Below are 24,564 nucleotides of genomic sequence, written 5' to 3'. Positions count from 1 at the left end.
ACCGGGTCACCCCGCATGTCCCGTGGAACGCGAAGGGATCCTCCCGTGCCGATGAGTCGTGTGTCGCGCCCCCGGCGCTATCTGGTCTGCGAGCCCAGACATTTCGATGTGCAGTACGCGATCAACCCCTGGATGCGCGCGGACGTGCCGGTGGACACCGCGCTCGCCGCGCGCCAGTGGGAGACGCTGATGGGCACCTACCGCGCGCACGGTCACACCGTGGAGACCGTGGCCCCGGTGGCCGGTCTGCCGGACATGGTGTTCGCGGCCAACTCCGCGCTCGTCGTGGGCGGCCGGGTCTTCGGCTCGCACTTCCACGCACCGCAGCGCCGCCCGGAGTCCACGGAGTACGAGACCTGGTTCAAGGCGGCCGGATACGACGTCTACCGGCCGGAGTCGCTGTGCGAGGGCGAGGGCGACCTCGTCCCGGCCGGCCGCTTCATCCTGGCCGGTACGGGCTATCGCACGACCCCGGCGGCCCATCGCGAGGTGCAGGAGTTCTTCGGCGCGCCGACGATCGGCCTCCAGCTGGTGGACCCGTACTTCTACCACCTGGACACCGCGCTCTTCGTCCTGGAGGAGATGCCGGAGACCGGAGAGGCGAACGTCGCCTACTACCCCGGGGCCTTCTCGACCGGCAGCCGTGAGGTGCTGCGGCGGCTGTTCCCCGAGGCGGTGCTCGCCACCCGGGAGGACGCCATGGCCTTCGGCCTCAACTCCGTGTCCGACGGCCGCCATGTCTTCGTCGCCCCGCAGGCCGTCGGCCTGATCGCTCAGCTCAGCGCGCACGGCTATGTCCCCGTCCCCGTCGACCTGTCGGAATTCCACAAGGCCGGCGGCGGCATCAAGTGCTGCACCCAGGAGATCCGCTCATGACCGCTCCCACCCGCACCGTCCCGGCCCAGGCTCCCCGTTCGTCCGCGGAGCTCATCCAGGCCGAGGGCCCGGTCCTCGCGCACAACTACCACCCGCTGCCGGTCGTGGTCGCCCGCGCCGAAGGGGTCTGGGTCGAGGACGTCGAGGGGCGCCGCTACCTCGACATGCTGGCCGGCTATTCGGCCCTCAACTTCGGCCACCGCCACCCGGCCCTGATCGAGGCCGCGCACCGCCAGCTCGACCAGCTCACCCTGACCTCCCGCGCCTTCCACCACGACCGGCTCGCCGGTTTCGCCGAGGGCCTGACCGGGCTGACCGGCCTGGACATGGTGCTGCCGATGAACACCGGCGCCGAGGCGGTGGAGAGCGGCATCAAGGTCGCCCGCAAGTGGGCGTACGACGTCAAGGGCGTCCCGGCGGACCGGGCCACGATCGTGGTGGCGGGCGGCAACTTCCACGGCCGGACGACCACCATCGTCGGCTTCTCCGACGACGACACCGCCCGCGTCGGCTTCGGCCCCTTCGCCCCCGGTTTCCGCACCGTCCCCTACAACGACCTCGCCGCGCTCGAAGCGGCCCTGGACGAGACGACGGCCGCGGTGCTGATCGAGCCCATCCAGGGCGAGGCGGGCGTGCTCATCCCCGACGACGGCTATCTCACCGGCGTACGCGAGCTGACCCGGCGCAACGGCTGTCTGTTCATCGCCGACGAGATCCAGTCCGGCCTGGGCCGCACCGGCACCACCCTCGCGGTCGAGCACGAGTCCGTGGTGCCGGACATGGTGCTGCTCGGCAAGGCGCTGGGCGGCGGCATCGTCCCGGTCTCCGCCGTCGTCGCCCGCCGCGAGGTGCTCGGGGTGCTCGGCCCCGGCCAGCACGGCTCGACCTTCGGCGGCAACCCCCTGGCGGCGGCGGTCGGTTCGGCCGTGATCGAGCTGCTCGCCACCGGGGAGTTCCAGCGCCGCGCCGCCTCCCTGGGCGAGCAGCTGCGCACCGGGCTCGCCGCCCTGACCGGCAAGGGCGTGACCGGCTTCCGCGCCCGCGGCCTGTGGGCCGGCGTCGACATCGACCCCGCCCTCGGCACCGGCCGGGAGGTCAGCGAGCGCCTGCTGAAGGAAGGCGTGCTGGTCAAGGACACCCACGGCTCGACGATCCGGCTGGCCCCGCCGCTGACCATCACCGCCGAGGAACTGGCGTCGGCGCTGGACGGTCTGGAGCGGGCGCTGGGCTGACCCGGCACCCCACCGAACGGCCGACGCGGCCGCAGCTCGGGTGAGCTGCGGCCGCGTCATGTCCGCGCGCTGTCCTAGAAGGAGCCGTTGCGGTTGATCATCTCCAGACAGGCCTTGTGCGAGCTGCCCTTGAAGCGGACACAGAGCGTGCTGCCGCTCGGCTGCAGCCCCGGGACGGTGTGGCCGACGATCTGGCCACCGGACCGCTTCGCCTTGAAGGAGTAGCTGTTCCCGCCGTCCGTAGTGGTGAGGTAGACGGTCGCGGAATTCCGGCTCTTGGGCGGGTTGGTCCAGGAGGCGGTGACAGTACCGGGGTTGGGCGTCCCGTCCCTGCCATCGGTCTTGATGCAGATCTGCGGCCCCGACCAGTCGTGGGTGCAGGCGGACGCGGCGGCGTGCGCGGCCGGGGTGGTGGCGATGGCGCTCAGCGCGACCGTTCCGGCGACGGTCAGCGCGCGGAGCAGCTTCGAACGGGTCATGTGTGGGGGGAGTCCTCTCCTCGAATCACGGCTGGAAGACGCGAAAGGCCCGCCACGCACGGGGCGTTGGCGGGCACCGCGGCACTTAGTTGATCTTAGTCGTATTCGAACTCACGTGCCATCAGATTGCGCCGAACGGGCACCCGCTCCGGCCCCGCCCCCCGCCGCCTCGATGAGCGCGGCGGCCGCGGTACGGGCCCGCCGGGCGGCGTCCGGCTCACCCATCAGCGCGGCCCCGGCGATCGCCCCGTCGATCAACAGCACCACCTGCCCGGCCAGCACCTCCGGTCCGGCCACCGGCAGCGCGCGCACCAGCCCGGCCACATACCGCCGCAGCGCCTCCTTGTGCTCCCGCGCGACGCGGCCCACCGCCTCCGAGGCCGCCCCCAGCTCCCCGTACGCGTTGACGAAGGCGCAGCCCCGGAAGCCGGTCTCCGCGAACCAGTCGCCCAGCCAGTCGAAGACCGCGAGCGGCCGGTCGGCGGGGCCGCCGGCCCGCGCGTCGACGTACTCGGCGAGCGCGGTGCGCCAGCGGGCGTCGCGGCGGCGCAGATACGCCTCGACGAGGTCGCGCTTGGCGGGGAAGCACTGGTAGAGCCGCTTGAGCGACACCCCGGCGGCGCCCCGGAGTTCATCCATCCCGACGGACTGGATACCGCGGTCGTAGAACAGCCGCTCCGCGGCGTCGAGTATCCGCGTTCGGGCTTCATCGAGGTCCATGGCACTTCCGGGCTTTGCGGGAGAACGGTCGCTCTCTACACTAGCCGACCACGGGAGAACGACCGTTCTCCACTCTCCGGCAAGGGAGTTCACCATGGCACCACGCCCGCCCTTCCCCCCGTTCGACGAGCCGAGCGCACTGCAGAAGGTGCAGGCGGCCGAGGACGCCTGGAACACCCGCGATCCGGAGCGGGTGGCCCTCGCCTACACCGAGGACTCGGTCTGGCGGAACCGCGACACCTTCCTCACCGGCCGCGACGAGATCACCGCCTTCCTGCGGCAGAAGTGGGCCCGGGAGCTGGACTACGCCCTGCGCAAGGAGCTGTGGTCCTTCCACGGCAACCGCATCGCGGTGCGCTTCCAGTACGAGTCCCGTGACACGTCCGGCCAGTGGTGGCGCAGCTACGGCAACGAGCTGTGGGAGTTCGACACGGACGGACTGATGCGCCGCCGGGAGGCCGGTATCCACGATGTCGCGATCACCGAGGCGGACCGGCGCATCGTCGGCCCGCGCCCGGAGCGGGAGCGTGGCCGCCCGCTTCCGTTCCGCTGACCGGTGTGCGCCGGCGGGAACTCCCCGTCCGTGAACGCTTCGAGGAGGCCCCGCACGCCGGTCGGGGCGGGGTTTCGCCGCTCCGCGGCCCGGGAAGCAAGAAGGCGACCGACCAAGGGCTGCCCATCCCTCCCCGGGGATGCGCGGCCCTCCGCGTTTTTTGGCGACGCGAGGTCTGTGGTTGTGATGCCCCGTGCGCGGGATCTCTGGACGGCCCCCCACAGAAGGGGTCCACATGAGTACCAATGCCTTGACGCCGGCGCAGGCTCTGCTGGAGCCGGCCACAACTCCCGGCCCGGTGCGGGCAACAGCGGCGCCCACGACGTTCCTGGCCGTCACGACGATCCCGGTCGGCAGCAACCCGGTCGGGCTGGCGTTCATCCCGAACGGTGATCTCTACGTCACCAACTCCGGGTCGAACAATGTACAGACCATCGACACCGCCACGGACACCGTCATCGGCGCCGCGATCCCCACCGGCACCACGCCGGCCTGGCTGACCGTCGCCCCCAACGGCAACGCCTACGTCCCCAACAACATCTCCAACAACGTGACGGTGATCGACACCGCCACCAGCAGCGTCCTCACCACGATCCCCCTCGGCGGCGGCCCCTCCACCGCGGCGGTCATCCCCAGCGGCAACGTCTACGTCAGCCGCTTCGGGGCGAGCAGCGTGCAGGAGATCGCCGTCGCCACCAACACCGCCATCGGCCCGCCGATCCCCACCGGCAGCGGGCCGGTCGGTATCGCGGTCGCGCTCAACGGCAAGGCCTACGTCGCCAACCGGAACGCGAACAACGTGACGGTGATCGACACCGCCACCGCCACCGTCGTCACCACGATTCCGGTCGGCAACGGGCCGAACTTCGTGGCGATCGGCCCCAGCGGCAACGTCGCCTATGTCGTGAACATCAACTCAAGCAACGTGTCGGTGATCGACTGCACCACGGACACCGTCGTCACCACGATTCCCGTCGGCACCAACCCATGGGGCATCGCGGTCGGCCCCGACGGCCACGCCTACACGGCCAACCGCGGGTCGAACAACGTGTCAGTGATCGACACCACCACCAACACCGTCATCGGCGCCCCGATCCCCGTCGGCAGCCAGCCGATCGCCCTGGTGGTGGCGCCCAACAACAAGGTCTACGTCACCAACATCGCCGGAGGCAGCGTCAGCGTCATCCAGTTCGACCCGACGATCACCTCCATCACCCCCAACTCAGGGCCCGTCACGGGCGGCACGGTGGTGACGATCACCGGCACCAACCTGACCGGGGCGAGCGTCGACATCGGCGGCAACCCCGCCACCGGCGTGACCGTCAACTCCACCGGTACGCAGCTCACCGCGACGACTCCGCCCGGGGTGGCCGGCCCCGCGGACGTCACCGTCACCACCCCTGGCGGCAGCTTCACCCTGGTGGGCGGCTTCACCTACTTCCTCCCCGTCCACGCCACGTCGCTGACCGCGACCCCGGCGCTGTCGAAGCTGTTCCCGCCGCATGTGTACTTCCCGTTCCTGACGGCCACGCTGACCGACCAGGTCACCGGCCTTCCGGTGCCCAACCAGCCGATCCTGTTCAAGGCCGGCAGCAACGTCCTGGGCATCGCCAACACCGACGCCCAGGGCGTCGCGCGGGTGAACGAGACGCTCACCCTGACGCTGATCCTCCTCAACCACGGCTATGAGGTCAGCTTCGCCGGCGCGGTCACCCCGACGGCCATCCTCTCCCCGTCCAGCGACACCGCACCGGTCATCGAGCCCTGACCCCCGCCCGGTCACCGGCCCCTGGCCTCGCCGTCCACCGGCCGGGGCAGCCGGGCCGCAGCACCCCGCCATTCCGTGTGCTCCGCGAGGAGGAGCACACGGAATGGTCGCGTCATGGGCACCTTGCCCGGCGGAAGGACAGGCTCCAGATGTTTTCCCAGCCCCATGTCGCCAACTCCTTGGCAGCACAGGGCAGTCGGCGTATCTTGGAATAACCGTTCCAAGATATGGGGCGGGACCGCACGACCCCGCCTCACCCCTCGTGACAGCGAAACGAGCAGCCCGGCCATGCCCGACATCAAGCACTTCAACCCCGATCTCGTACTCGACGACGCGATCCAGGTCTTCTGGCAGCACGGCCTGCCGACGACCGGCATACAGGCGCTGGTGACCGCGACCGGAGTGAGCCGCTCCAGCCTCTATGCGACCTTCGGCAACAAGGACGGTCTCTACGCCGCGGCGCTGCACCGCTACATAGCGCAGCACTCCACACCGGCCTTCGCCCGGCTGTCGCAGGCCTCTGCGGGGCTGACCTCGGTGGAGGAGTTCTTCGCCGGGCTGATCGAGGTGCGCTGCTCCGGCCCGGTGGCCGGCTGGGGCTGCATGGTCACCAATGCCCATGCCGGGCCGGAATGCGCCGACAACGGCATCCGCACGCTGCTCGAGGACCACCACCAGATGCTCCAGTCCGCCATGCGCGCGGCCCTGGCCAACGCCGCCGAGCTGGGGCACCTCCATCCGACCTGCGATCTCGACACCTCCGCCGCGGTGCTGGCCACCCTCGCGTACGGCGTCAACCTGCGCTCCCGTGCCGGTGCCGACGCCCAGGCGCTGACCGACACGGTGGCCGCCGCCCTCGCGCCACTGCGCGCCCCTCTGCCACAGGAGTAACCACCGCGATGACCCTCCGGGACGAACTCACCACCTTCCTGCGCACCCACTACCCCCACCTCCCCGCCGCCGACCGCGCGGTGATGGACCGGGCCGGCCGCGAACTCGCCGCCTCCGGCCTGGCCGCCCGCGCCCTGAAGACCGGGGACACCGCCCCCGCCTTCAGCCTTCCCGGCGCAACCGGCGGCACCGTCACCCTGGACGGCCTGCTGTCCGCCGGCCCGGTCGTGCTCACCTTCTACCGCGGCGCCTGGTGCCCCTTCTGCAACTTCGCACTGCGCGCCCTCCAGCAGCACCACACCGAATTCGCCGCCCGTGGCGCCCAGTTGGCCGCCGTGTCGCCGCAGATTCCCGACGAGTCCCTCAGCCTCACCGAAAAGCACGGCCTCGCCTTCGACGTGCTCAGCGACCTCGGCTCGGACACGGCCAAGCAGTTCGGCATCAGCTTCGACCTGTCCGACGAGCTGGCCGCGGTGTACGAGTCCTTCGGCTTCGACCTCCAGCGGGTCAACGGCGGACATCCGCGCACCCTGCCGCTGCCCGCCACCTATGTCATCGACCGGAACGCCACCATCCGCTGGTCCTTCGTCGACACCGATTACTCCGCCCGCGCCGAACCGTCCGACATACTCGCCGCCCTCGACGCCCTCCCCGCGGCGCACTGAACCACCGGCCGCCGGAATATCCGCCACCGCATTCGGTATTCGGTCCCTTCTTGACGAGAAATTGACGGGGCCGAACCCGATATCCCAACTCGCCGCCATCCCCCCATAGGCCGTCGCGCGGCGGAGCGCTAAGGTCGGATTTCCAGGAACGTGAACGGGGGAGGGCAGCCGTCGATGGCGCAGGACGAAGCCGTGATCGGCTGTACGGGAGTGCTGCTGATCGGCACTCGTGGGGCTGCCGGTCCCGGTGAGGTTCTGGTGCGGATCAGGGGCGGCTCCGAGGCCTTTCTCGCCTGGTCCGCCGAGCCCCTGCCGGTGGGGGCGACCGTACTCGTCATCGAGTCCCGTGGCAGTCGCCAGGTCGACGTCATGGAGTGGGCCGATCCGTTGGACGCGTTGACCGGAGAATCCGGCGACGCAGGCTGAGGAGACAAAGGATGTTCGGTTACCGCGTTCCTGCCCCCGACCAGGCAATGCTGATTTCGGGTGGCAGGCGTGGACAGGGGGGCGCGCCATTCCGGGTGGTGACCGGGCACGGAAAGTTCGTGCTGCCGGTCTTCCGCAAGGTCCGCTTTCTGACCCTGGCGATGTGTGAGGCGGAGGTCGCCGAAACCTGCGTGACCCGGCAGGGCATCGCGCTGACGGTGCGCGCCGTGATCGCGTTCAAGGTCGGCAACGACACCGAGAGCGTGGTCAACGCCGGTCAGCGGTTCCTGTCCGACCAGGACCAGATGTCGGTACTGACCGGCCGGATCTTCGCCGGTCATCTGCGCTCCATCATCGGCTCGATGACGGTCGAGGAGATCGTCACCGAGCGGCAGAAGCTGGCCACCGAGGTCCTGGAGACCTCCAAGACCGAGATGGCGAAGATCGGCCTGATCGTCGACTCGCTCCAGATCCAGTCCATCGACGACGGCGAGACCGGTTACATCGAGGCGATGTCCGCCCCGCACAAGGCCGCCATCCAGCGGCAGGCGCAGATCGCCCAGGCCCAGGCCACCCAGGCCTCGGTCGAGGCGCAGCAGGAGGCCGCGCGTAACCAGGCCGAGTACTCCCGGCAGACCGCCGTGGTCCAGGCCGAGTACAACGCCGAGGTCGACCGCGCCCAGGCGCACGCCGCCCAGGCCGGTCCGCTCGCCCAGGCCCACGCCCAGCAGGAAGTCCTCGCCGCGCAGACCGAACTCGCCGAGCGCGCCGCCCGGTTGCGTCAGCAGGAGCTGGTGGCCGAGGTCGTCAAGCCCGCCGAGGCGGAGGCCGAGCGGATCCGGCTGCTGGCCATGGCCGAGGCCGAGCGGATGAAGATCCAGGCCGAGGCCGCCGCCTCGCACGACCGGGTGGCCCTGGACCGGATGCTCATCGACCAGCTCCCGCAGATCGTCAAGGAGGCCTCCGCGGGCCTGGCCAACGCGAATGTCAACGTCCTCAACGGCACCGACGGGCTGGGCGAGATCGCCGCCGGCCTGGTCGGCCAGGGCCTGACCATCCTCGACTCGGTCCGCCGCAACCTCGGCACCACCGACGGCCAGGACACCACCACCGACAAGAACGGCGGCCCCGGCACGGGCAACGGCCACAGCGGCCGCGTCGAGATCGAATAGCACCGACGGGCGGGGAGGGGCGGTACGCCCCTCCCGGGCCCGCGGCCAAGGGAGTTGGCGGTCCCGAGGTCCGCGTCCGTGGCCCCCGGTCAGGCCGCCCCTACTCCTGCGGCACCAACCCGTCCTCGACCAGCCCGGCCAGTACCGCCTCGCCCAGCGCGTGCACCGCGGACTGCGGCCGCACCATCACCGTGAACTCCTTGATCCGGCCCGCCTCGTCGAACTGGAGCAGGTCGATGCCGTGGATCTCCTTGCCGTTCACGGTGGCGCGGAAGATCAGGACCGTGGAGTCGGCGGAGCCGCCGTCCGCTCCCGCCGCCGTCTGTGCGCTGCCCGACAGCTCACCGACGTAACGGAAGTCCTCGAAGGTGCGCAGCAGCACCCCGAACAGCCCGAGCACCATCGGCCGCCCCTCGAAGGGCGTGAACTTCACCGGACTGTAGAGGCGGATGTCCTCGGTGAACAGCTCCTCCACCGCGTCGAGTTCCCGTGCCTCCACCGCCGCCCTGAAGCGGTCCGCGGTCGTCCCCATGGTTCCTCCTCGCCTCGGCCGGGCGCCGTCCGGCCGGCCCGGCCCGCACGCCGGCCACGGCCCTCTTGGCCCTCTCATAGTCGCGACTATGATTAGTCATATTCTTGAGTATGGGAAGGGGTGGCAGCCGGGCCATGGCTCTCAGGCATGCGGTGCTGGCGGCGCTGCTGGACGGCGAGTACAGCGGCTATCAGCTGGCCAAGGCGTTCGACGCCGGGGTCGCCAACTTCTGGCACGCGCTGCCGCAGCAGCTCTACACGGAGCTGACCCGGCTGGAGGCGGACGGGCTGGTCGCGGGGCGCCGGGTGATCCAGGAGACCCGGCCCAACAAGCGGCTGTTCCGCGTCACCGAGGAGGGTCTGGCCGAGCTGGAGCGGTTCGCTGCGAGCACGGCCAAGCCGTCGTTCATCCGGGACGATCTGCTGGTCAAGGTGCAGGCCGTGGACCGGACCGCCGCCGCGCCGGTGATCGGGCAGCTGACCGCGCGGGCCCGGACCGCCGCCGCCAAGGCCGAGATCCTCGAACAGCTCGCGGTACGGCTGCGCGACGGCCGCGACGAGGCGGACTTCCTGGCGCACGGCGAGCGGCTCGGCCCGTATCTGACCTGTCTGCGCGGCCTCGCCTTCGAACGGGAGACCCGCGACTGGTGCGAGCGGGCTGCCGCAGTCCTGCGGGCGCGGTACGACGGGGGCCAACCCTCCTAGGACGGCGCGGCCTTCCCCGCGACGGGGCTTCCCCAACGGCGGACCTTCCCGTGACGCGCCTTCACCGCGGCGCCCCTTCCCTGCGGGCCCGCCCGTCGGCACGGCGCTGCCCGGCCCGGCCCAGACGGCCCGGCGCCGCCGCCCGGGACCGGCGGCTCGTCCTCCCTGCCCCCACCCCGAACAACAACCGACGGATCGTTTCGCCACAACTCCTTCGTGTGACGCCGCACATCACCGGGCGGATGCCCGGGAAGCACACATTCCGCACAGAACCGGAACGGAAGGAATGTCTGCATGCGCCTTCGTCGCACCGCCGCCACCGCCGTCAGCGCGCTCGCCCTCGCGCTGTCCCTGCCCGCCGCCCCGGCCGGCGCGGCCACCGGCCCGTTCACCTACGTCTACACCGACCGGACCGGCACTCCACACGTCGGCCTGCTGCCCGACCCGGTGAGCCGGGTGTGCATCACGCTCCCCGAGGTGGCCGACCCGGCCCTGCCGCCCGCGCACACCCCGAAGAACTACACCAAGTCCGTCGCGACGGTGTTCGCCGGAGTCGACTGCACGGGCGACTTCTTCAGCCTCCGGCCGAACGGCGGCCACGGCTCGGAGCGGCTGAAGGTCCGTTCGGTGGTCTTCTCCTGATCCGGGCGCCGGCCGGCGGAGGGCGCAGGACACCGCGGCGGGACCGCGTGCGGCCCCTCCCCCGGCCCGGTGGGTGGTTCTGCCAGTAATAGGCACGCCATGCCTATGTTGAAGCGGGCACTGGTTACGGCACCGGGAAGGCCGCACGCTCGATGGCATGAAGCACACCTCTGTCTCCGCGTACGCCGCACCCGCCCCGAAAGCACCGCTGGAGCGGATCACGATTCCGCGCCGCGAGCTGGGTGCCCACGACATCCTGATCGACATCAAGTACGCCGGTATCTGCCACTCCGACATCCACACCGTGCGCGCCGAGTGGGGCGACGACGGGGCCTTCCCGATCGTCCCCGGCCACGAGATCGCCGGTGTGGTCGCCGAGGTCGGCACCGAGGTCACCCGCTACCGGGCGGGCGACCGGGTCGGCGTCGGCTGCTTCGTCGACTCCTGCCGGGAGTGCGCCAACTGCCGGGCCGGACTGGAGCAGTACTGCACCGGCGAGCTGGGCAACGTCGGCACGTACAACGCCACGGGCCGGGACGGCGAGGCCACCTACGGCGGCTACTCCACCCACATCGTCGTCGACGAGAACTACGCGCTGCGCATACCGGAGAGCATCCCGCTGGACGCCGCGGCCCCGCTGCTCTGCGCGGGCATCACCCTCTACTCGCCGCTCGCCCACTGGCAGGCCGGCCCCGGCAAGAAGGTCGCCATCGTCGGCCTGGGCGGCCTCGGCCACATGGGCGTGAAGATCGCGCACGCGATGGGCGCGGAGGTCACCGTGCTCAGCCAGTCGCTGCGCAAGAAGGACGACGGCCTGCGGCTGGGCGCGGACCACTACTACGCGACGTCCGACCCGGCCACCTTCGAAGCACTGGCCGGCACCTTCGACCTGATCGTCAACACCGTCTCGGCCAACCTGGACCTGAACGCCTACCTCGGACTGCTGCGCACCGACGGCACCCTGGTCCAGGTCGGCGCCCCGGAAAAGCCGCTGGCGGTCGCGCCGTTCGCGCTGATCCCGCAGCGCAAGTCGATCGCCGGCTCGATGATCGGCGGCATCCCGGAGACCCAGGAGATGCTCGACTTCTGCGGGGAGCACGGGTTGGCCGCGGACATCGAGGTGATCGCCGCGGACCGGATCAACGAGGCGTACGAGCGGGTCATGGCGAGCGATGTCCGCTACCGCTTCGTGATCGACACCGCCACGATCTGATCCCGGCGGGGGCTTTCGCCCGGTGTATCTCCCGTCGGGGAGCTCTTCGCCTCGGTGCATCGCCCGGCGCGTCCGCCCGGGGTGGCCTGCTGAGGGCCGCTCCGGGCGGACGCATTCCCGGACGCCACGTTCCCGGCCACCGCATTCCCGGACGCCGCCCCGGGCTCCTCTCCGCAGCCGCCGTGCCCAGGCCGGGCACGGCCCCCGTCCCCGGCCTGAGTCGTCCACGGCGCCGAGGAGCACTGCGCCCCCGGGAGCCCGGCGGACCACTCGACGGCCCACCCGCCGGACCGTGCGCCGGACCGTCCGACGGACCGCTCGCCGGGTGATCGGGGCAGCGAGCCGGGCGGCCCCGGCCCGCGTGCGGCAACGGCTGGCCGCGGACCGGCCCGGACGACCCGCGGAAGTTTTTTCGGACCGACCGGCAACCCCCGCTCCCGTCGCACGTCGTCAGGGGTGAAGGGCGCCATCAGGCGCCACCCCGCCGACGAACGTGGAGCAGCCGACCGTGAAGTCCCTACGCACCTTCCGCACCACCTCCGCCGCCCTGCCGCACGCCGCCCGCCCCCGTTTGCGCGGTGTGGCCGGCGCCGGGCTGGCCGCGGCGTTCGCCCTGGCCGCACTGTCGGCCGGCACCGCGCACGCCGAGAGCGGCCAGGCGGACCGGCCGCAGCGTCCGTCCGCCGGCCATGCACCGGCGACCCCCACCCCGGTGCCGGCCAACGGCACCGCCCGTCCCACCCCGACCACCAGCAACCCTCCGGCGCCCACCGCCCCGCCCACGTCCCGGCCCAAGCCCCGGCCCACCACTCCCGGCACCCCGCCGCCCTCCGCCACCCCGACCCGCCCGGGACCGGAGGCGACCAACCCGCCGCGCCCCGGTGCCACCCCGGCCTCCCCCGGCAAGCCCACCTCCCCCGGCCACGGCAAGGCCGGCGGGAAGGAACTCGCGCACACCGGGGCCTCCACGGCCACCATCGCGTACGGCGGTGTCGCCGCAGGGCTGGTCGCCGCGGGTGGCGGCACCGTCTACGCGGTCCGCCGCCGGCGCGCCTGAGCCGCGCCCACCGGCCGCCCGCCCGGAGAAAGCGATGGAGTTCTCCGCCGCCCCGCACCACGCCCCGGCACGGTTCGCCCTGCCGGGGCTCCGGCCTGCCCGGTGGCGGTGGCTGCTGCGCACCGTCCGCCCGGCCACCGCCCTCCGAGAGACACCGCGCCCCGGCCCCCCGCCCCGGCCCGCCGCGTTCGGCCGGCCCACGGGCTCCCTGCCGCCGTTGCCGGACGGCGAGGGCGCCGCGCCGCCCGATCCCGCGCCCACGATCAGCGAGCTGTACCACGCCCACCGGCTGACCATGGTCCGGCTGGCGGTCCTGCTCGTGGACGACCGCGCCACCGCGGAGGACGTCGTCCAGGACGCGTTCGCCGCGCTCTACAAGCGGCACGGCGAACGGCTCGACGAGGTCGACAACGCGCTCGCCTATCTGCGCACCGCGGTGGTCAACGCCGCCCGCTCGGTGCTGCGGCGCCGTCGTACCGCGCGCGACTACACCCCGCCCTACGAGGCCGACGCCCCCTCGGCCGAGGAGCGGATCGTGCTGGACGAGGAGCACCGGGAGGTACTCGCCGCGCTGAGCGGGCTGACCGCCCGCCGCCGGGAGGTGCTGGTGCTGCGCTACTGGGGCGATCTGACGGAGGCGCAGATCGCGACGACACTGGGCATCAGCCGCGGCTCGGTGAAATCTCTCGCCAGCCGCGCGCTGGACTCGCTGGAGAAGATCTTGGAGGCGCGGTCATGAACGGCCCCGACACGGGTATCGGCCGCACCGGAAACGGGCCGGGAGGCGGCACCGGAAACGGGCCGGGAGGCCGCACCGGAAACGGGCCGGGAGGCGGCACCGGAAACGGCCCGGGAGGCGGCCCCGGTGTCGGCCCGGGAAACGGTGGCGGCGGGGCCGGCCCCGGCGGTCTCGGGACCGGCGGCCCCGGCCCTGACGACCCGGCACCCGGGCGCCCCGTGGAGGACCGGCTGCGGCGGGCCCTCGCGGCCCGCGCCGAGAGCGTCGGCATCCGGGATCTGCGGCCCGCCGCGCCCCCGCGCCCCGCACCGCGCCGCGGCCCGCTGTCCGCGGCACGGCGGCTCTGGCTGCGCCGTTTCGGGCTGCCGCTGGCCGCGGCCGCCACGGCCGCCGCCGTCGCACTCGGGTATCTGGCGACCGCCGCCGACGGCCCGCCGGACCGGCCGCGGCCCGCACGACCGCCGCACCCCGTCGGCCCGTCACCGGACCGGACACCCAAAACACCGCCCCCGACACCGTCACCCAGCAAACCGTCCACGGGCGGCCCCTCCGCTTCACCCCCCACCACCGAACCGGCCCGGCCACCGCGGAACCGCCCCACGGACAGCCTCACCACCCGCCCGCCCAACGCCCCCTCCGGAACCACCCCGCCGCCCTCCGCAGCCCCGACGGAACGCCCCGCCCCGCAGGTCGACGACCGGAGCAATACCCCTACGGCGTCGGCGAGTTGAGGAGCTCACGGTAGGTCACCACCGCCCACGGGGGCACCGGCTGCCGGTGCCCCCGGCGCCCGGCCGCGGCCCGGCGTAGCGCAGCGGAACGACCGGGAACAGCCAGGCATCCGGCGCCGGCCGCCAGTTGCTGTGCCGGACGAACATCAGCAGGACGGTGCCGCGCCCCACAGCCACGGCCCGACGGCCGGACGCCCGCGCCCTCCGCTCCCCGCCCCTCCCCACGCAGCGCTCGATGCGCCCCAGGGCGCCGGCTGCCGCAGTTTCCGGGTCCCCGAGCCGTCAGGCAGGCCCCGACACTCGCCCCGCCCCCAAGAGGCGGTCCGCATATCAGAGACATCCGGGCAGGCGTTAGCCATGCGTTAGCCGATCGCCAACACCCGCGCCGAAGGTCGTGTACACGCCCACCGTCCGGGGAGCACCTATGCCCATCACCGTCACCACCACCCGCCGGGCCGCCGCCGCAGCTCTCCTCGTCACCGTCACTCTGGCCCTGTCCACCGGCTGTCACGACGGGGCCGGCCACCGGCCCGAGGATTCGGCCAGGGCCGTGTCACCGGCCCCCGCGCCGCCCGCCCCGAACGACGGCGAGGCCCCGCCCCCCGGCCCGGACGGCCAGGTCTCCTGCACCCCCGAGATGCTCAGGTTCCACGCCGGGGCGATGCCGCGGCGGGCGCACCGGATGCTGCTGACGGTCACCAACTTCTCCAACCGGACCTGCACGTTCGCCGCCCAGCCCTATCCGCTGCTGCGGTTCGGCGACGACCGGCAGGCCCCTCTCCCGGCCATCGGGGACAGCGCGCCGCCGACCGTGGTCTCCCTGGCGCCCAACAGGACCGCGTACGCCATGGTCACCACCTCCGCCGCCCGCGGTCCGCACGGCGCGCACCACCGGGGCCGCAGGTACTCCCAGTTCGGCGTCGCACTGACGGCCCGCGCCACCCCCACCCAGGTCGGCCTGGACGGCCGCGCCCCGGTCCATGTCGATCCACCCACCGCCGGAGTCACCTACTGGCAGCCGAGCCTGGCGGCGGCCCGGGAGTGGTGACGCCCGGCGACGTGGTCCGGCGCGCCGCCGCGGCAGCCCGCTCCCCGGTCCATCCGGGTCGCATCCAGCCATATCCGCCGGACCTCCGCTCCCCAATGATCCACATTCGCAACCAATGATCCTTTTGCGCTGCTGCGGCATGGCTGCGCCCGGTGCCGCTCGCCCGGTAGGCTTTCCGTGTGATCTTCAAGCGCATCGGAAACGGCCGGCCGTACCCGGACCACGGCCGGGAGAGCACCCGCCAGTGGGCGGACGTCGCCCCGCGCCCGGTACGCCTCGACCAGTTGGTGACGACCAAGCAGCAGCTCGATCTCGAAACGCTGCTCGCCGAGGACTCGACGTTCTACGGCGACCTCTTCGCGCATGTCGTGAAGTGGGAGGGCGACCTCTACCTGGAGGACGGACTGCACCGCGCGGTGCGCGCGGCCCTCCAGCAGCGCCAGGTGCTGCACGCCCGCGTGCTCGAACTGGACTGACACCCCGGCCGCCCTGAACAACAGGCCGGAAATCACCTCTTACCGCCCGGCAGCACCCAACCCGCCCTGTCCGAATTGACCCTTTTGGGTTGGCTCTCGCGCCACGCGTTGATCATCTAGTAGGCACGGACCGCCACCCTCGCTACGCTGCGCCCATGAGCATGCTGACGCCCCCAGGCATGGGCGGTAGGAAGTACCGCATCACGGGCGACAGGTATCCGCGGATGCGCCGTCCCCGCCACCGTCGCCGGATCGTTCTCACCATCGTCGCCGCCGCCTGCGCCCTCGGCCTGGCCGGCTGGGGAACCCTGCAGCTCATCGACGTCTTCGGCGGCCGGTCCGGTACCGCCCACGCCGCCGAGGGCAAAAAGAAATGCCCGGACGGCGCCAAGGCGGACGCCGCGCGGGCGAAGGCCGCCGCCCGGAAGCTGCCGGCGCCCGGCACGCTGACCGTCAATGTCTTCAACGCCACCCCGCGCTCCGGCCTCGCCAAGCGCACCGCCGACGAACTCAAGAAGCGCGGCTTCAAGATCGGCAAGGTGGGCAACGCCCCCGCCGCCTACGACAAGAAGATCAAGGGCGCCGGAATACTGCTCGGCCCCGACGCGGCCGTCGACGGCCCGCTGAAGGTGCTCGCCACCCAGCTCACCGGCGCCGAGCAGAAGACCGACGGGCGCAAGGGCGCCGAACTCGACCTGGTCATCGGCGACGCCTTCAAGGCGCTGGCCCCCCAGCAGCAAGCCGCCAAGTCCCTGTCCCTGCTGACGCATCCGTCCCCGGTCCCCGCCGCCGACACCAAGTGCTGACCGCACGCGGACGGGCCCTGCACCAACCCGTGGTGCAGGGCCCGAACAATGATCAGGTGGGAAAGAGGGGACCGCTCAGCCGGCCGTGCCGTACATCCGGTCGCCCGCGTCGCCGAGGCCCGGCACGATGTAACGGGCCTCGTTGAGCCGCTCGTCGACGGCCGCGGTGACCACTGTCACCGGCGCCCCGGCCAGCTCCTTCTCCATGACCGCGACGCCTTCCGGCGCGGCCAGCAGACAGATCGCGGTGACATCGTCCGCACCGCGCTCGATCAGCTCACGGATCGCCGCGACCAGCGTGCCGCCGGTGGCGAGCATCGGATCGACGACGTACACCTGACGGCCCGAAAGGTCGTCGGGCATCCGCGTGGCGTAGGTGTGCGCCTCGTAGGTCTCCTCGTTGCGGACCATCCCCATGAAGCCGACCTCGGCGGTGGGCAGCAGCCGGACCATGCCCTCCAGCATGCCCAGACCGGCCCGCAGGATCGGAACGACCAGGGGGCGCGGGTGCGACAGCCGCACTCCGGTGGTCGAGGTCACCGGGGTCTCGATGTCGACCTGCTCGGTGCGCACATCGCGGGTGGCCTCGTACGCGAGCAGGGTGACCAGCTCGTCGGCGAGCCGCCGGAAGGTGGGGGAGTCGGTGCGCTTGTCGCGCAGAGTGGTGAGTTTGTGCGCCACCAGCGGGTGGTCGACGACGTGGATCCGCATGACATCGACAGTAACCGAGCCGGAGACCCCGGGAGCCCGCCGTGCAGCGGCGGGCATACGGCCGCGGCCACCCGAGGCCGGGGGCATCAAACCACCGAAAGGAGGGAAAGTGGGCACGTACGCCCGATTGGCCGTTCCGTCATCAGGCGAAGAGCTGGCCCGAGGTGGTGCCCGTGCCCGACCGTAAGCGGACCGATGACACGAACGACGCCGTCGAAGGCGGCCGGAGCCCGTCCCCGGACGCCGGGAACGAAGCGGCGCGCCGACGGCGCCGCGCACAATTTCTGCGCGAACTGCACGAGGCCAAGGCGCTGCGCGACCGCGTCCAGCCGCGCCGCGCACGGGCCGAGCGGATGCGCCAGGCCCTGCGGATGCGCACGTTCCGCGGGTAATGGAGCCGATTGCGCCGGTAGCGGAACGCCGTCACGCCCCCGCTCGCGCTGCGGCACGTGAGCGACATCTCGCACAACCTCCGCACGACGCAGCGTCGAAGACCCCGCGCGGACGCGTTGTTTCTGCCACGATTCCGAAGGGGCGGGACCAACGGCGTGCAGCGCCGCCCCGCCCGGCCCGGCACGCCTATGACCAGTGGGAGAGTCACGGTGTACTTCGCCGCACTGCTCGCGCGCACCGAAGACGGGTGGGAAGCGAGCGATACGGAGCTCGACAATGTGGAGACGCTGACCGATCTGGCCGACCTGGCCCGAGAGGCGGCGGTCGACGACGACACGGTGGTGGCCTTCATCGAGCAGGAGGACGCCTGGTTCGGCGTCATCCGCGTGGACGGCGAGGACGACCCGCGGGTCTTCCTCTCCAACGCCGCGATCGCCGCCAGAAGCTCGTACGGCGCCATGCTGACCGACGAGCTGCTCGGCCGCGACGATGACGACGCGACCGACGACCTCGACAGCCTGGACCTGGACGGGACGGAGGACGGCGAACCCGAACCGGACAACGACGTGGAGTACGACACCTCCCTGGACGCGGTGAACGGCTCGTCCGGCCCGCCCTTCGGCCCGCTCGGCGATGCCGCCCTGCTGGACGATCTGGGCGTCGGCGAGAAGGAGCTGCTGGCCCTCGACGGTGACGCGCTGAGCACCATCGCGGACTCGCTGGGCTGCACGGAGGTCCTCGAAGCCGTGCGCTGAGCCGGCCCGGCCGGACTCCGGCCCCCGGGGCCCACCGCCCCCGCCCCGGTCACGTCCCCGACACTGGGGACATGACCGTCCCCCCATCCGCCTCTCTTCCCTCCCCCGCACCCGACCCGCTGCGCGATCCCTGGACCGCGGCGATGCGGCTGGCGCTGGGCGAGGCCGCCCGCGCCCCCGGGACCGGCGACGTCCCGGTGGGCGCCGTCGTGCTGTCCAAGGACGGCACGGTCCTCGGCACCGGCCACAACGAACGCGAGGCCACCGGTGACCCGACCGCCCACGCCGAGGTCCTCGCGCTGCGGGCCGCGGCCAAGGCCGTCGGTGAGTGGCGGCTGACCGACTGCACGCTCGTGGTCACCCTCGAACCGTGCACGATGTGCGCCGGCGCAATCGTGCTCTCCCGGGTCGACCGCGTGGTCTACGGCGCCCGCGACGCCAAGGCCGGTGCGGCCGGCTCCCTCTGGGACGTCATCCGTGACCGACGTCTCAACCACCGCCCCGAGGTCATCACCGGCGTCCTGGAAGCCGACTGCGCGGCCCTGCTCACCGACTTCTTCCGCGCGCGCTGACCGGCGGAAGGAGCCCGTGACGGCTTTCTTCCGGAATCCGATTTCGGCGCACGGCCACCCGTGGGCTAAGCTCTCTCTCGGTAGCGTGTCCGAGCGGCCGAAGGAGCGCGCCTCGAAAGCGCGTGAGGGGGCAACTCCTCCGTGGGTTCAAATCCCACCGCTACCGCTCAGAGGTGAAGGCCCCGATCCTTACGAGGATCGGGGCCTTCGTCGTGTTCGGGAACGGGACCGCGACCACCCCTTCATGCGGGCGACGGCCGCGGTCCGCGCGTGGTGGACGAACTCGTCGCCGGGCGCGGCCGGATCGCAGCGAAAAAGCGGCGCACCCGCCGGGACGGGCACGCCGCTGAGCCCGGGTGGGCCGCACGGCGGGGCGTAGGCCCCTACTGGGCGGTGCGCTTGCGGCGGGCGCGGCGGACGAAGTGCACGAGCAGCCAGATCGCCAGGACCACCAGCACCAGGAAGACCACGAACAGCACGATCAGCACGATGCCGAGCTTCTTGAAGAAGCTGCCGCTCTTCTTCTTGGCCTTCTTCTTCCACTTCGAGGCCTTGGACTTGGAGACCGTGGTGAAGTGCGACGCGTGGTGCCCGCGGTGGTGGCGGAAGGAGGCGGGCTGCGCGGGGGCCGCGGCGAGCCGTACGGAGGCCTCGGTGCCGTGACCCGGGGCGCTCGCGGCGGCCACGGTCCGTGCGGCGCCGGTGGCGGGGCCGGCAGCCGCGGCGGGGGCGACGGCCGCGGCCAGCAGCCCGGCCAGCAGGGCCAGCACGACGGCCGGCCGGCGCGTCCGGGGCGACCGGAGGCGGCCACCGGCCGGCGCGGAGGCCCGGTGCGATGAATCGGGCGCGGTGGATGCGGAGTTCATGGGCATGCTTCGGTTCCCCCTAGGTACAGGCGTCCCGCCATTATGTGCCGCGGCCCGGCGCCTGTCGCCGTACACGACGGGAGCCCCGCCGCCGTGCCGTTTCCTGGATTCCCCCGTTGATGGCCAGGGTGGCTCGGTGGCGGGGCTCCCGCTCTGCGAGGGAGGCGGCATCAGGAGTGCCGGCTCCCCCGAGGCGGACCGCGCCTCGAGTCCACGCCACCGTCGAAGGGGACGGTCCGGCGTGGACCCCGCAGCGAGGCTCGGGTCCCGGGGCCGTGGATTCCTGCCAGATCCACCGGCCCACTTCTGCCAGGGTGCCTCCGGGAGCCGTCCCAACAGGCAGACGAAGGGCCCCCTTTGGCGGGCCTTTGGTCCATAAAGTCCGGATCAGTCCGGGCAGCGGGAGGCCTGACCTGCGGACGGTCCGCGGCCACGACTCCCGGGATCGAACACGTGTGGTTACACTCGCCCGACTGCAACCGGGAACTGCAGATACTGCCGTAGGGGACTGCACAGGGGAGACGGGACTGATGGCGCAGGCGAAGAAGATCGCGTTGTACATGATCATTGTCTTCGTGCTGTACACGATCATCACCTCCCCGCAGCGTGCGGCCGAAATGGTGCAGATAGGCTTCGAGGGCATCTCGTCCGCCGCTCAGGGCGTCGGCGAGTTCATGACCCAGCTGATCAAGTAGGGGCCGCCGCTCCGGCGGACCCTTACGGGCCGCCCGGGACCGGGCCGGCCCACGGTCGGCCGGTGCCCCAGCCCCGGCCCAGCCCGCCCGACGACCGGACCGGCTGCGCCCCGCCCGCCGCACGGAGGCTCCCGTGATCCGCCACCTGGTCCTGTTCAAGCTCAACGAAGGCGTCTCCCGCGACGAGGAGCGGGTGCAGGCCGGCATCCGCGCGTTCGCGGCACTGGAGGGCGAGATCCCGGAGCTGGAGTTCTGGGAGTGCGCCTGGAACATCACCGACCGCCCGATCGCCTACGACTACGCGATCAACTCGGCCGTGGCCGACCGGGACGCCCTCAAGCGCTACCTCGAACACCCGGCCCACCAGGCAGCCGCTGCCCAGTGGCGCGAATTCGCCACCTGGGTGATCGCCGACTACGAATTCTGAGCCGCGGCGCTCCCCCGGCCCCTCCCGCCGAGCCCCTCGTCCCCCGTGGGCGAGGGGCTTTGTCATACCCCGGGCCCCCACCGCCTCCCACCCGCCCAGACGCCGCCCCGCACCCACTCAACTCTCTGTTCAACACGGCGTTATGGGGTGCTTGCACACAGTGCACATGTCTTGTGATGCTATGACCGCTTTTGCCGGATACATGCACTGTGAAGGGTGGCGTGACCGTGACGGCCCGTACTGCGCCCAAGGCTCCATCCCGCGAGAGCCGAAGCGCGGACACGCGGGCGCTCACGCAGGTGCTGTTCGCGGAGCTGACGGACCTCGAGCCCGGCACGCCGGAGCACACCCGGGTCCGCGCCGCCCTCATCGAGGCCAATCTGCCGCTGGTCCGCTATGCCGCGGCGCGTTTCCGCAGCCGCAATGAGCCGATGGAGGACGTCATCCAGGTCGGCACCATCGGCCTGATCAATGCGATCGACCGGTTCGATCCGGACCGCGGCGTCCAGTTCCCCACCTTCGCGATGCCGACGGTCGTCGGCGAGATCAAACGCTACTTTCGAGACAATGTCCGTACGGTCCATGTGCCGCGGCGGCTCCACGAGCTGTGGGTCCAGGTCAACGGCGCGACCGAGGACCTGACGGTGCTGCACGGCCGCTCCCCCACCACCGCCGAGATCGCCGAGCGGCTGAAGATCGGCGAGGACGAGGTGCTGGCCTGCCTGGAGGCGGGCCGCTCGTATCACGCCACCTCGCTGGAGGCCGCACAGGAGGGCGACGGCCTGCCCGGCCTGCTCGACCGCCTCGGTTACGAGGACCCGGAGCTGGCCGGTGTGGAACACCGTGACCTCGTACGGCACCTCCTCGTCCAGCTGCCCGAGCGCGAGCAGCGGATTCTTCTGCTGCGTTACTACAGCAATCTGACGCAGTCACAGATCAGTGCCGAACTAGGGGTGTCGCAGATGCATGTCTCGCGGCTACTGTCGCGGAGCTTCGCCCGGCTGCGATCCGCAAACAGGATCGACGCATAGCCGGGACGGGCGACCCGATCCTGCACAGATATGTCGACATGGCGCTACAGCGTGTTGCCGACATGTGACATTCTGCAGGAACCGCGTTTGCCGCGGCGCCGCCTCCGGTATTCAGGTGGAGGTATAACTCCTCGGTCCGCCCCGGTCCGAGGACGCCGCAGCGACCCGACCGCGACCTCAAGGGGGTGGCATGTCCGTAGAACTGGGCAGCTCGAAGGTGCTTTCCGCGATTCCCGCGCCAGCACCGCACGTGCATGACGACGACGACGCCATCAACACCCGCACGCTCTCCCGCTCCCTGTTCCTGCGGCTGGCCTCGCTCGACAAGGACTGCGCGGAGCGTACGTACGTCCGCGACACGCTCATCGAACTGAACCTCCCGCTCGTCCGCTACGCGGCCGCCCGCTTCCGCAGCCGCAACGAGCCGATGGAGGACATCGTCCAGGTCGGCACCATCGGTCTGATCAAGGCGATCGACCGTTTCGATTGCGAACGCGGCGTGGAATTCCCGACGTTCGCGATGCCCACGGTCGTCGGCGAGATCAAGCGCTTCTTCCGCGACACCTCGTGGTCGGTCCGGGTCCCGCGCCGACTCCAGGAGCTCCGGCTCGCCCTCACCAAGGCGAGCGATGAGCTCTCCCAGAAGCTGGACCGCTCCCCGACCGTTCCCGAACTGGCCCTGTGCCTGGGGGTGTCGGAGGAGGACGTGGTCGACGGCCTGGCCGTCGGCAACGCCTACACCGCCTCCTCGCTCGACTCCCCCTCCCCCGAGGACGACGGCGGCGAGGGCTCCCTCGCGGACCGCCTCGGCTACGAGGACAGCGCCCTGGAGGGCGTGGAGTACCGCGAGTCCCTCAAGCCCCTGCTGGCCAAACTCCCGCCCCGGGAGCGCCAGATCATCATGCTGCGCTTCTTCGCCAACATGACGCAGTCCCAGATCGGCGAGGAGGTCGGCATCTCCCAGATGCATGTCTCCCGGCTGCTCACCCGCACCCTGGCGCAGCTGCGCGAGGGCCTCATCTCCGACTGAGGAACGGTCCGCCGGGGGGCTGTACGACTCCTCGTGCCGCTCGGCGGACAGTTGTAAGCGGGGCGCTCCGGGCGGGGCGCTTCAAGCGGAGCGGGACCGCCCCGGTGCGCGAAGTGCCGTATGAGACGCAGGAAACGCCGTGTGCGGGCCATGTGCGGCCCTACGCAGCGCGCGGGCGGGTGAAGGCGGGTGGCTGCCCGTGATGCCCTCAGAGGGCCCCGAACGCCGTCTGTCGGACGCGGACTTGACTACGGGCCTTGGCCGCCGGCCCGGCACGCGCCGTACCGGACGCACCGGTCAGGCCGAGAGCACGCCTTCCGGCCACTTCCGCGAACCAGCCATCCGGACCTTTCGCCGACCGGCCCTCGGCCCTCGGCCCTCGGCCCCCCGGCGATGAGACCGGAATCCGTCCGCACCCCCACCTCACCCACCCCTGTACACCTGACGCATCGTCAGCAACACTGCCGGCATGCGACGGACGAGGACCACTGTTGCCTCCGCCTCTGCGGCCGTGCTGTGTCTGAGCGTTCTGGTCACCGGCTGTGGCAGCGCGACCGGGACGGGCCACGCCACGGTGGGTGCCGCAGGTCCCGCCGACGGCCGGGTGCCGACCAAGGCCGTACCGCCCGAGGACCGTGTCGAGCTGACGCCCCTGGACGGCGACGGGAGCCGTGGACGGCACGGAGACGGCAGCGACGGCAGAAACGGCAGCGGAGACGGCAGTGGCGGTGCGGATGCCGGCCGGCCCGGTGGCGGGGCGTCCGCCGGCCCCGGCAAGGGGGACGCCGACGACGGCGCACGGACCCCCGGCCGCTCCGGCGGCTCCGGCGGCGCCCGGCCCGGCCCCTCCGCGGGCCCCACGGGAACGCACCCCGGCCACGGCGGCGGTACCGCGCCCCCGGCCTCACCGCACGGGCCCAACTCGCCCTCGCACCCGGGCAGTCCGACCCCGCCGCACGGCACCCCGGCCCCCGAACCGCCCTCCCCCACCCTCCCGACCGGCCCGGACACCCCCGACGGCCTGCTCATCGGCGTACCCCGCCGGTCCGGTACCGACGTCCGCCGGTGCGAGAAGGTCACCCTGGAGTTCCTCAACACGGGCGGCCGGTCCGTCACCGCCGGCACGGTCACCTTCGGCACCCACATCACCGGCGGCCTCGGCATCGACTGGGCCACGATCAGCTCCACCCACAAGCTCCCGCTGCCACTCGCCCCCGGGAAGAGGAAGACCGGCAGCTGGCGGGTGTGCGTGGACGGCTGGCGGGTGCCGGCGGGCATGCACCTCGATACCAAGGACGTGAGCTTCCGCTGGAAGTGAGGGCGGGCCTGCAGCCGAAGGCGCCGCCATCGGCCC

Annotated in this window: 30 protein-coding genes and 1 tRNA gene; 26 read left to right on the top strand and 5 right to left on the bottom strand. The window is 71.9% G+C overall.

What is annotated here, in order from left to right:
• Nucleotides 1-51: 51 nt before the first annotated feature.
• Together ddaH and rocD are read left to right on the top strand one after the other, a co-directional pair.
• Nucleotides 52-876 carry a dimethylargininase gene (ddaH, locus tag ACFW5B_RS26235; RefSeq protein WP_386444303.1) on the top strand — a complete coding sequence of 275 codons (825 nt, stop codon included), beginning with the start codon at nucleotides 52-54 and terminating at the stop codon, nucleotides 874-876.
• Nucleotides 873-2,108, top strand: a complete 1,236-nt coding sequence (rocD, locus tag ACFW5B_RS26230; RefSeq protein ID WP_386444300.1) for an ornithine--oxo-acid transaminase — start codon at nucleotides 873-875, stop codon at nucleotides 2,106-2,108. The genes ddaH and rocD overlap by 4 nt, the downstream gene beginning before the upstream one ends.
• A 74-nt stretch (nucleotides 2,109-2,182) precedes the next feature.
• Here rocD and ACFW5B_RS26225 read toward each other — a convergent pair whose 3' ends face one another.
• The gene (locus ACFW5B_RS26225) at nucleotides 2,183-2,587 is read right to left on the bottom strand and encodes a hypothetical protein (RefSeq protein ID WP_386444297.1); all 405 of its coding nucleotides are present in this window, start codon (nucleotides 2,585-2,587) and stop codon (nucleotides 2,183-2,185) included.
• A 111-nt stretch (nucleotides 2,588-2,698) separates the two neighbouring features.
• Entirely contained in the window at nucleotides 2,699-3,307 is a 609-nt protein-coding gene (locus tag ACFW5B_RS26220) for a TetR/AcrR family transcriptional regulator (RefSeq protein ID WP_386444294.1), read from the bottom strand.
• 94 nt (nucleotides 3,308-3,401) lie between these two features.
• Here ACFW5B_RS26220 and ACFW5B_RS26215 point away from each other — a divergent pair, with 94 nt between their 5' ends.
• The 6 genes from ACFW5B_RS26215 to ACFW5B_RS26190 all read left to right on the top strand — a co-directional run bounded on the left by ACFW5B_RS26215 (nucleotide 3,402) and on the right by ACFW5B_RS26190 (nucleotide 8,782).
• Nucleotides 3,402-3,860 carry a nuclear transport factor 2 family protein gene (locus ACFW5B_RS26215; protein WP_386444290.1) on the top strand — a complete coding sequence of 153 codons (459 nt, stop codon included), beginning with the start codon at nucleotides 3,402-3,404 and terminating at the stop codon, nucleotides 3,858-3,860.
• Nucleotides 3,861-4,095: 235 nt separating this feature from the next.
• A complete protein-coding gene (locus ACFW5B_RS26210; RefSeq protein ID WP_386444287.1) occupies nucleotides 4,096-5,628 on the top strand; it encodes an IPT/TIG domain-containing protein in 1,533 nt (510 codons plus the stop codon).
• Between the two features lie 288 nt (nucleotides 5,629-5,916).
• Nucleotides 5,917-6,519, top strand: a complete 603-nt coding sequence (locus ACFW5B_RS26205) for a TetR/AcrR family transcriptional regulator (RefSeq protein ID WP_386444284.1) — start codon at nucleotides 5,917-5,919, stop codon at nucleotides 6,517-6,519.
• 8 nt (nucleotides 6,520-6,527) lie between these two features.
• Nucleotides 6,528-7,184, top strand: a complete 657-nt coding sequence (locus tag ACFW5B_RS26200) for a peroxiredoxin-like family protein (protein WP_386444281.1) — start codon at nucleotides 6,528-6,530, stop codon at nucleotides 7,182-7,184.
• A gap of 174 nt (nucleotides 7,185-7,358) precedes the next feature.
• Nucleotides 7,359-7,610, top strand: a complete 252-nt coding sequence (locus tag ACFW5B_RS26195; RefSeq protein WP_386444278.1) for a hypothetical protein — start codon at nucleotides 7,359-7,361, stop codon at nucleotides 7,608-7,610.
• Between the two features lie 11 nt (nucleotides 7,611-7,621).
• Complete coding sequence (locus tag ACFW5B_RS26190; protein WP_386444275.1) at nucleotides 7,622-8,782, top strand: flotillin family protein; 1,161 nt, start codon at nucleotides 7,622-7,624, stop codon at nucleotides 8,780-8,782.
• A gap of 100 nt (nucleotides 8,783-8,882) precedes the next feature.
• Here ACFW5B_RS26190 and ACFW5B_RS26185 read toward each other — a convergent pair whose 3' ends face one another.
• The gene (locus tag ACFW5B_RS26185; protein WP_386444272.1) at nucleotides 8,883-9,314 is read right to left on the bottom strand and encodes a nuclear transport factor 2 family protein; all 432 of its coding nucleotides are present in this window, start codon (nucleotides 9,312-9,314) and stop codon (nucleotides 8,883-8,885) included.
• A 134-nt stretch (nucleotides 9,315-9,448) separates the two neighbouring features.
• On the opposite strand from ACFW5B_RS26185, the gene ACFW5B_RS26180 reads away from it, so the two are divergent.
• The 9 genes from ACFW5B_RS26180 to ACFW5B_RS26140 all read left to right on the top strand — a co-directional run bounded on the left by ACFW5B_RS26180 (nucleotide 9,449) and on the right by ACFW5B_RS26140 (nucleotide 16,730).
• Nucleotides 9,449-10,018, top strand: coding sequence for a PadR family transcriptional regulator (locus ACFW5B_RS26180; RefSeq protein ID WP_386444269.1), 570 nt, complete (start codon nucleotides 9,449-9,451; stop codon nucleotides 10,016-10,018).
• Between the two features lie 294 nt (nucleotides 10,019-10,312).
• Nucleotides 10,313-10,660 carry a hypothetical protein gene (locus ACFW5B_RS26175; RefSeq protein ID WP_386444267.1) on the top strand — a complete coding sequence of 116 codons (348 nt, stop codon included), beginning with the start codon at nucleotides 10,313-10,315 and terminating at the stop codon, nucleotides 10,658-10,660.
• A gap of 157 nt (nucleotides 10,661-10,817) precedes the next feature.
• A complete protein-coding gene (locus ACFW5B_RS26170) occupies nucleotides 10,818-11,873 on the top strand; it encodes an NAD(P)-dependent alcohol dehydrogenase (RefSeq protein WP_386444264.1) in 1,056 nt (351 codons plus the stop codon).
• Nucleotides 11,874-12,381: 508 nt separating this feature from the next.
• Complete coding sequence (locus tag ACFW5B_RS26165; protein ID WP_386444261.1) at nucleotides 12,382-12,930, top strand: LPXTG cell wall anchor domain-containing protein; 549 nt, start codon at nucleotides 12,382-12,384, stop codon at nucleotides 12,928-12,930.
• A 34-nt stretch (nucleotides 12,931-12,964) separates the two neighbouring features.
• A complete protein-coding gene (locus tag ACFW5B_RS26160; protein WP_386444258.1) occupies nucleotides 12,965-13,669 on the top strand; it encodes an RNA polymerase sigma factor in 705 nt (234 codons plus the stop codon).
• Nucleotides 13,670-13,887: 218 nt separating this feature from the next.
• On the top strand, nucleotides 13,888-14,400 hold the full coding sequence (locus ACFW5B_RS26155; RefSeq protein ID WP_386444256.1) for a hypothetical protein: 513 nt from the start codon (nucleotides 13,888-13,890) through the stop codon (nucleotides 14,398-14,400).
• A gap of 424 nt (nucleotides 14,401-14,824) precedes the next feature.
• Nucleotides 14,825-15,448, top strand: a complete 624-nt coding sequence (locus tag ACFW5B_RS26150) for a DUF4232 domain-containing protein (protein ID WP_386444253.1) — start codon at nucleotides 14,825-14,827, stop codon at nucleotides 15,446-15,448.
• A 179-nt stretch (nucleotides 15,449-15,627) separates the two neighbouring features.
• Entirely contained in the window at nucleotides 15,628-15,924 is a 297-nt protein-coding gene (locus ACFW5B_RS26145) for a type II toxin-antitoxin system VapB family antitoxin (protein WP_006604254.1), read from the top strand.
• A gap of 155 nt (nucleotides 15,925-16,079) precedes the next feature.
• Complete coding sequence (locus ACFW5B_RS26140) at nucleotides 16,080-16,730, top strand: LytR C-terminal domain-containing protein (protein ID WP_386444250.1); 651 nt, start codon at nucleotides 16,080-16,082, stop codon at nucleotides 16,728-16,730.
• Nucleotides 16,731-16,805: 75 nt separating this feature from the next.
• Here ACFW5B_RS26140 and upp read toward each other — a convergent pair whose 3' ends face one another.
• Complete coding sequence (upp, locus tag ACFW5B_RS26135; protein WP_386444248.1) at nucleotides 16,806-17,441, bottom strand: uracil phosphoribosyltransferase; 636 nt, start codon at nucleotides 17,439-17,441, stop codon at nucleotides 16,806-16,808.
• 173 nt (nucleotides 17,442-17,614) lie between these two features.
• Between upp and ACFW5B_RS26130 the strand changes: the two genes are divergently transcribed.
• The 4 genes from ACFW5B_RS26130 (at nucleotide 17,615) to ACFW5B_RS26115 (ending at nucleotide 19,327) form a co-directional block, all read left to right on the top strand.
• On the top strand, nucleotides 17,615-17,833 hold the full coding sequence (locus tag ACFW5B_RS26130; protein ID WP_386444246.1) for a hypothetical protein: 219 nt from the start codon (nucleotides 17,615-17,617) through the stop codon (nucleotides 17,831-17,833).
• Nucleotides 17,834-18,043: 210 nt separating this feature from the next.
• Complete coding sequence (locus ACFW5B_RS26125) at nucleotides 18,044-18,589, top strand: hypothetical protein (RefSeq protein ID WP_386444243.1); 546 nt, start codon at nucleotides 18,044-18,046, stop codon at nucleotides 18,587-18,589.
• A 71-nt stretch (nucleotides 18,590-18,660) separates the two neighbouring features.
• Nucleotides 18,661-19,161: a tRNA adenosine(34) deaminase TadA gene (tadA, locus tag ACFW5B_RS26120; protein WP_386444240.1), complete on the top strand. Its 501-nt coding sequence runs from the start codon at nucleotides 18,661-18,663 to the stop codon at nucleotides 19,159-19,161.
• 79 nt (nucleotides 19,162-19,240) lie between these two features.
• A tRNA-Ser gene (locus tag ACFW5B_RS26115) sits at nucleotides 19,241-19,327 on the top strand.
• A 217-nt stretch (nucleotides 19,328-19,544) separates the two neighbouring features.
• Here ACFW5B_RS26115 and ACFW5B_RS26110 read toward each other — a convergent pair.
• Entirely contained in the window at nucleotides 19,545-20,033 is a 489-nt protein-coding gene (locus ACFW5B_RS26110; RefSeq protein ID WP_386444237.1) for a hypothetical protein, read from the bottom strand.
• Nucleotides 20,034-20,581: 548 nt separating this feature from the next.
• On the opposite strand from ACFW5B_RS26110, the gene ACFW5B_RS26105 reads away from it, so the two are divergent.
• The 5 genes from ACFW5B_RS26105 (at nucleotide 20,582) to ACFW5B_RS26085 (ending at nucleotide 24,528) form a co-directional block, all read left to right on the top strand.
• Entirely contained in the window at nucleotides 20,582-20,722 is a 141-nt protein-coding gene (locus ACFW5B_RS26105) for a hypothetical protein (RefSeq protein ID WP_366416947.1), read from the top strand.
• 133 nt (nucleotides 20,723-20,855) lie between these two features.
• Nucleotides 20,856-21,149 (top strand): Dabb family protein, encoded by a 294-nt coding sequence (locus ACFW5B_RS26100; protein ID WP_386444234.1) that lies wholly within the window; start codon nucleotides 20,856-20,858, stop codon nucleotides 21,147-21,149.
• A 221-nt stretch (nucleotides 21,150-21,370) separates the two neighbouring features.
• The gene (locus ACFW5B_RS26095) at nucleotides 21,371-22,180 is read left to right on the top strand and encodes an RNA polymerase sigma factor SigF (RefSeq protein WP_026169670.1); all 810 of its coding nucleotides are present in this window, start codon (nucleotides 21,371-21,373) and stop codon (nucleotides 22,178-22,180) included.
• 190 nt (nucleotides 22,181-22,370) lie between these two features.
• Entirely contained in the window at nucleotides 22,371-23,210 is an 840-nt protein-coding gene (locus ACFW5B_RS26090; RefSeq protein ID WP_386444230.1) for an RNA polymerase sigma factor SigF, read from the top strand.
• Nucleotides 23,211-23,679: 469 nt separating this feature from the next.
• Nucleotides 23,680-24,528 carry a hypothetical protein gene (locus tag ACFW5B_RS26085; RefSeq protein WP_386444227.1) on the top strand — a complete coding sequence of 283 codons (849 nt, stop codon included), beginning with the start codon at nucleotides 23,680-23,682 and terminating at the stop codon, nucleotides 24,526-24,528.
• The last annotated feature ends 36 nt before the right edge of the window (nucleotides 24,529-24,564 follow it).

The organism is Streptomyces sp. NPDC058773 (assembly GCF_042746015.1).
Classification (GTDB): domain Bacteria; phylum Actinomycetota; class Actinomycetes; order Streptomycetales; family Streptomycetaceae; genus Streptomyces.
This window is presented reverse-complemented; position numbering and strand designations above follow the sequence as displayed.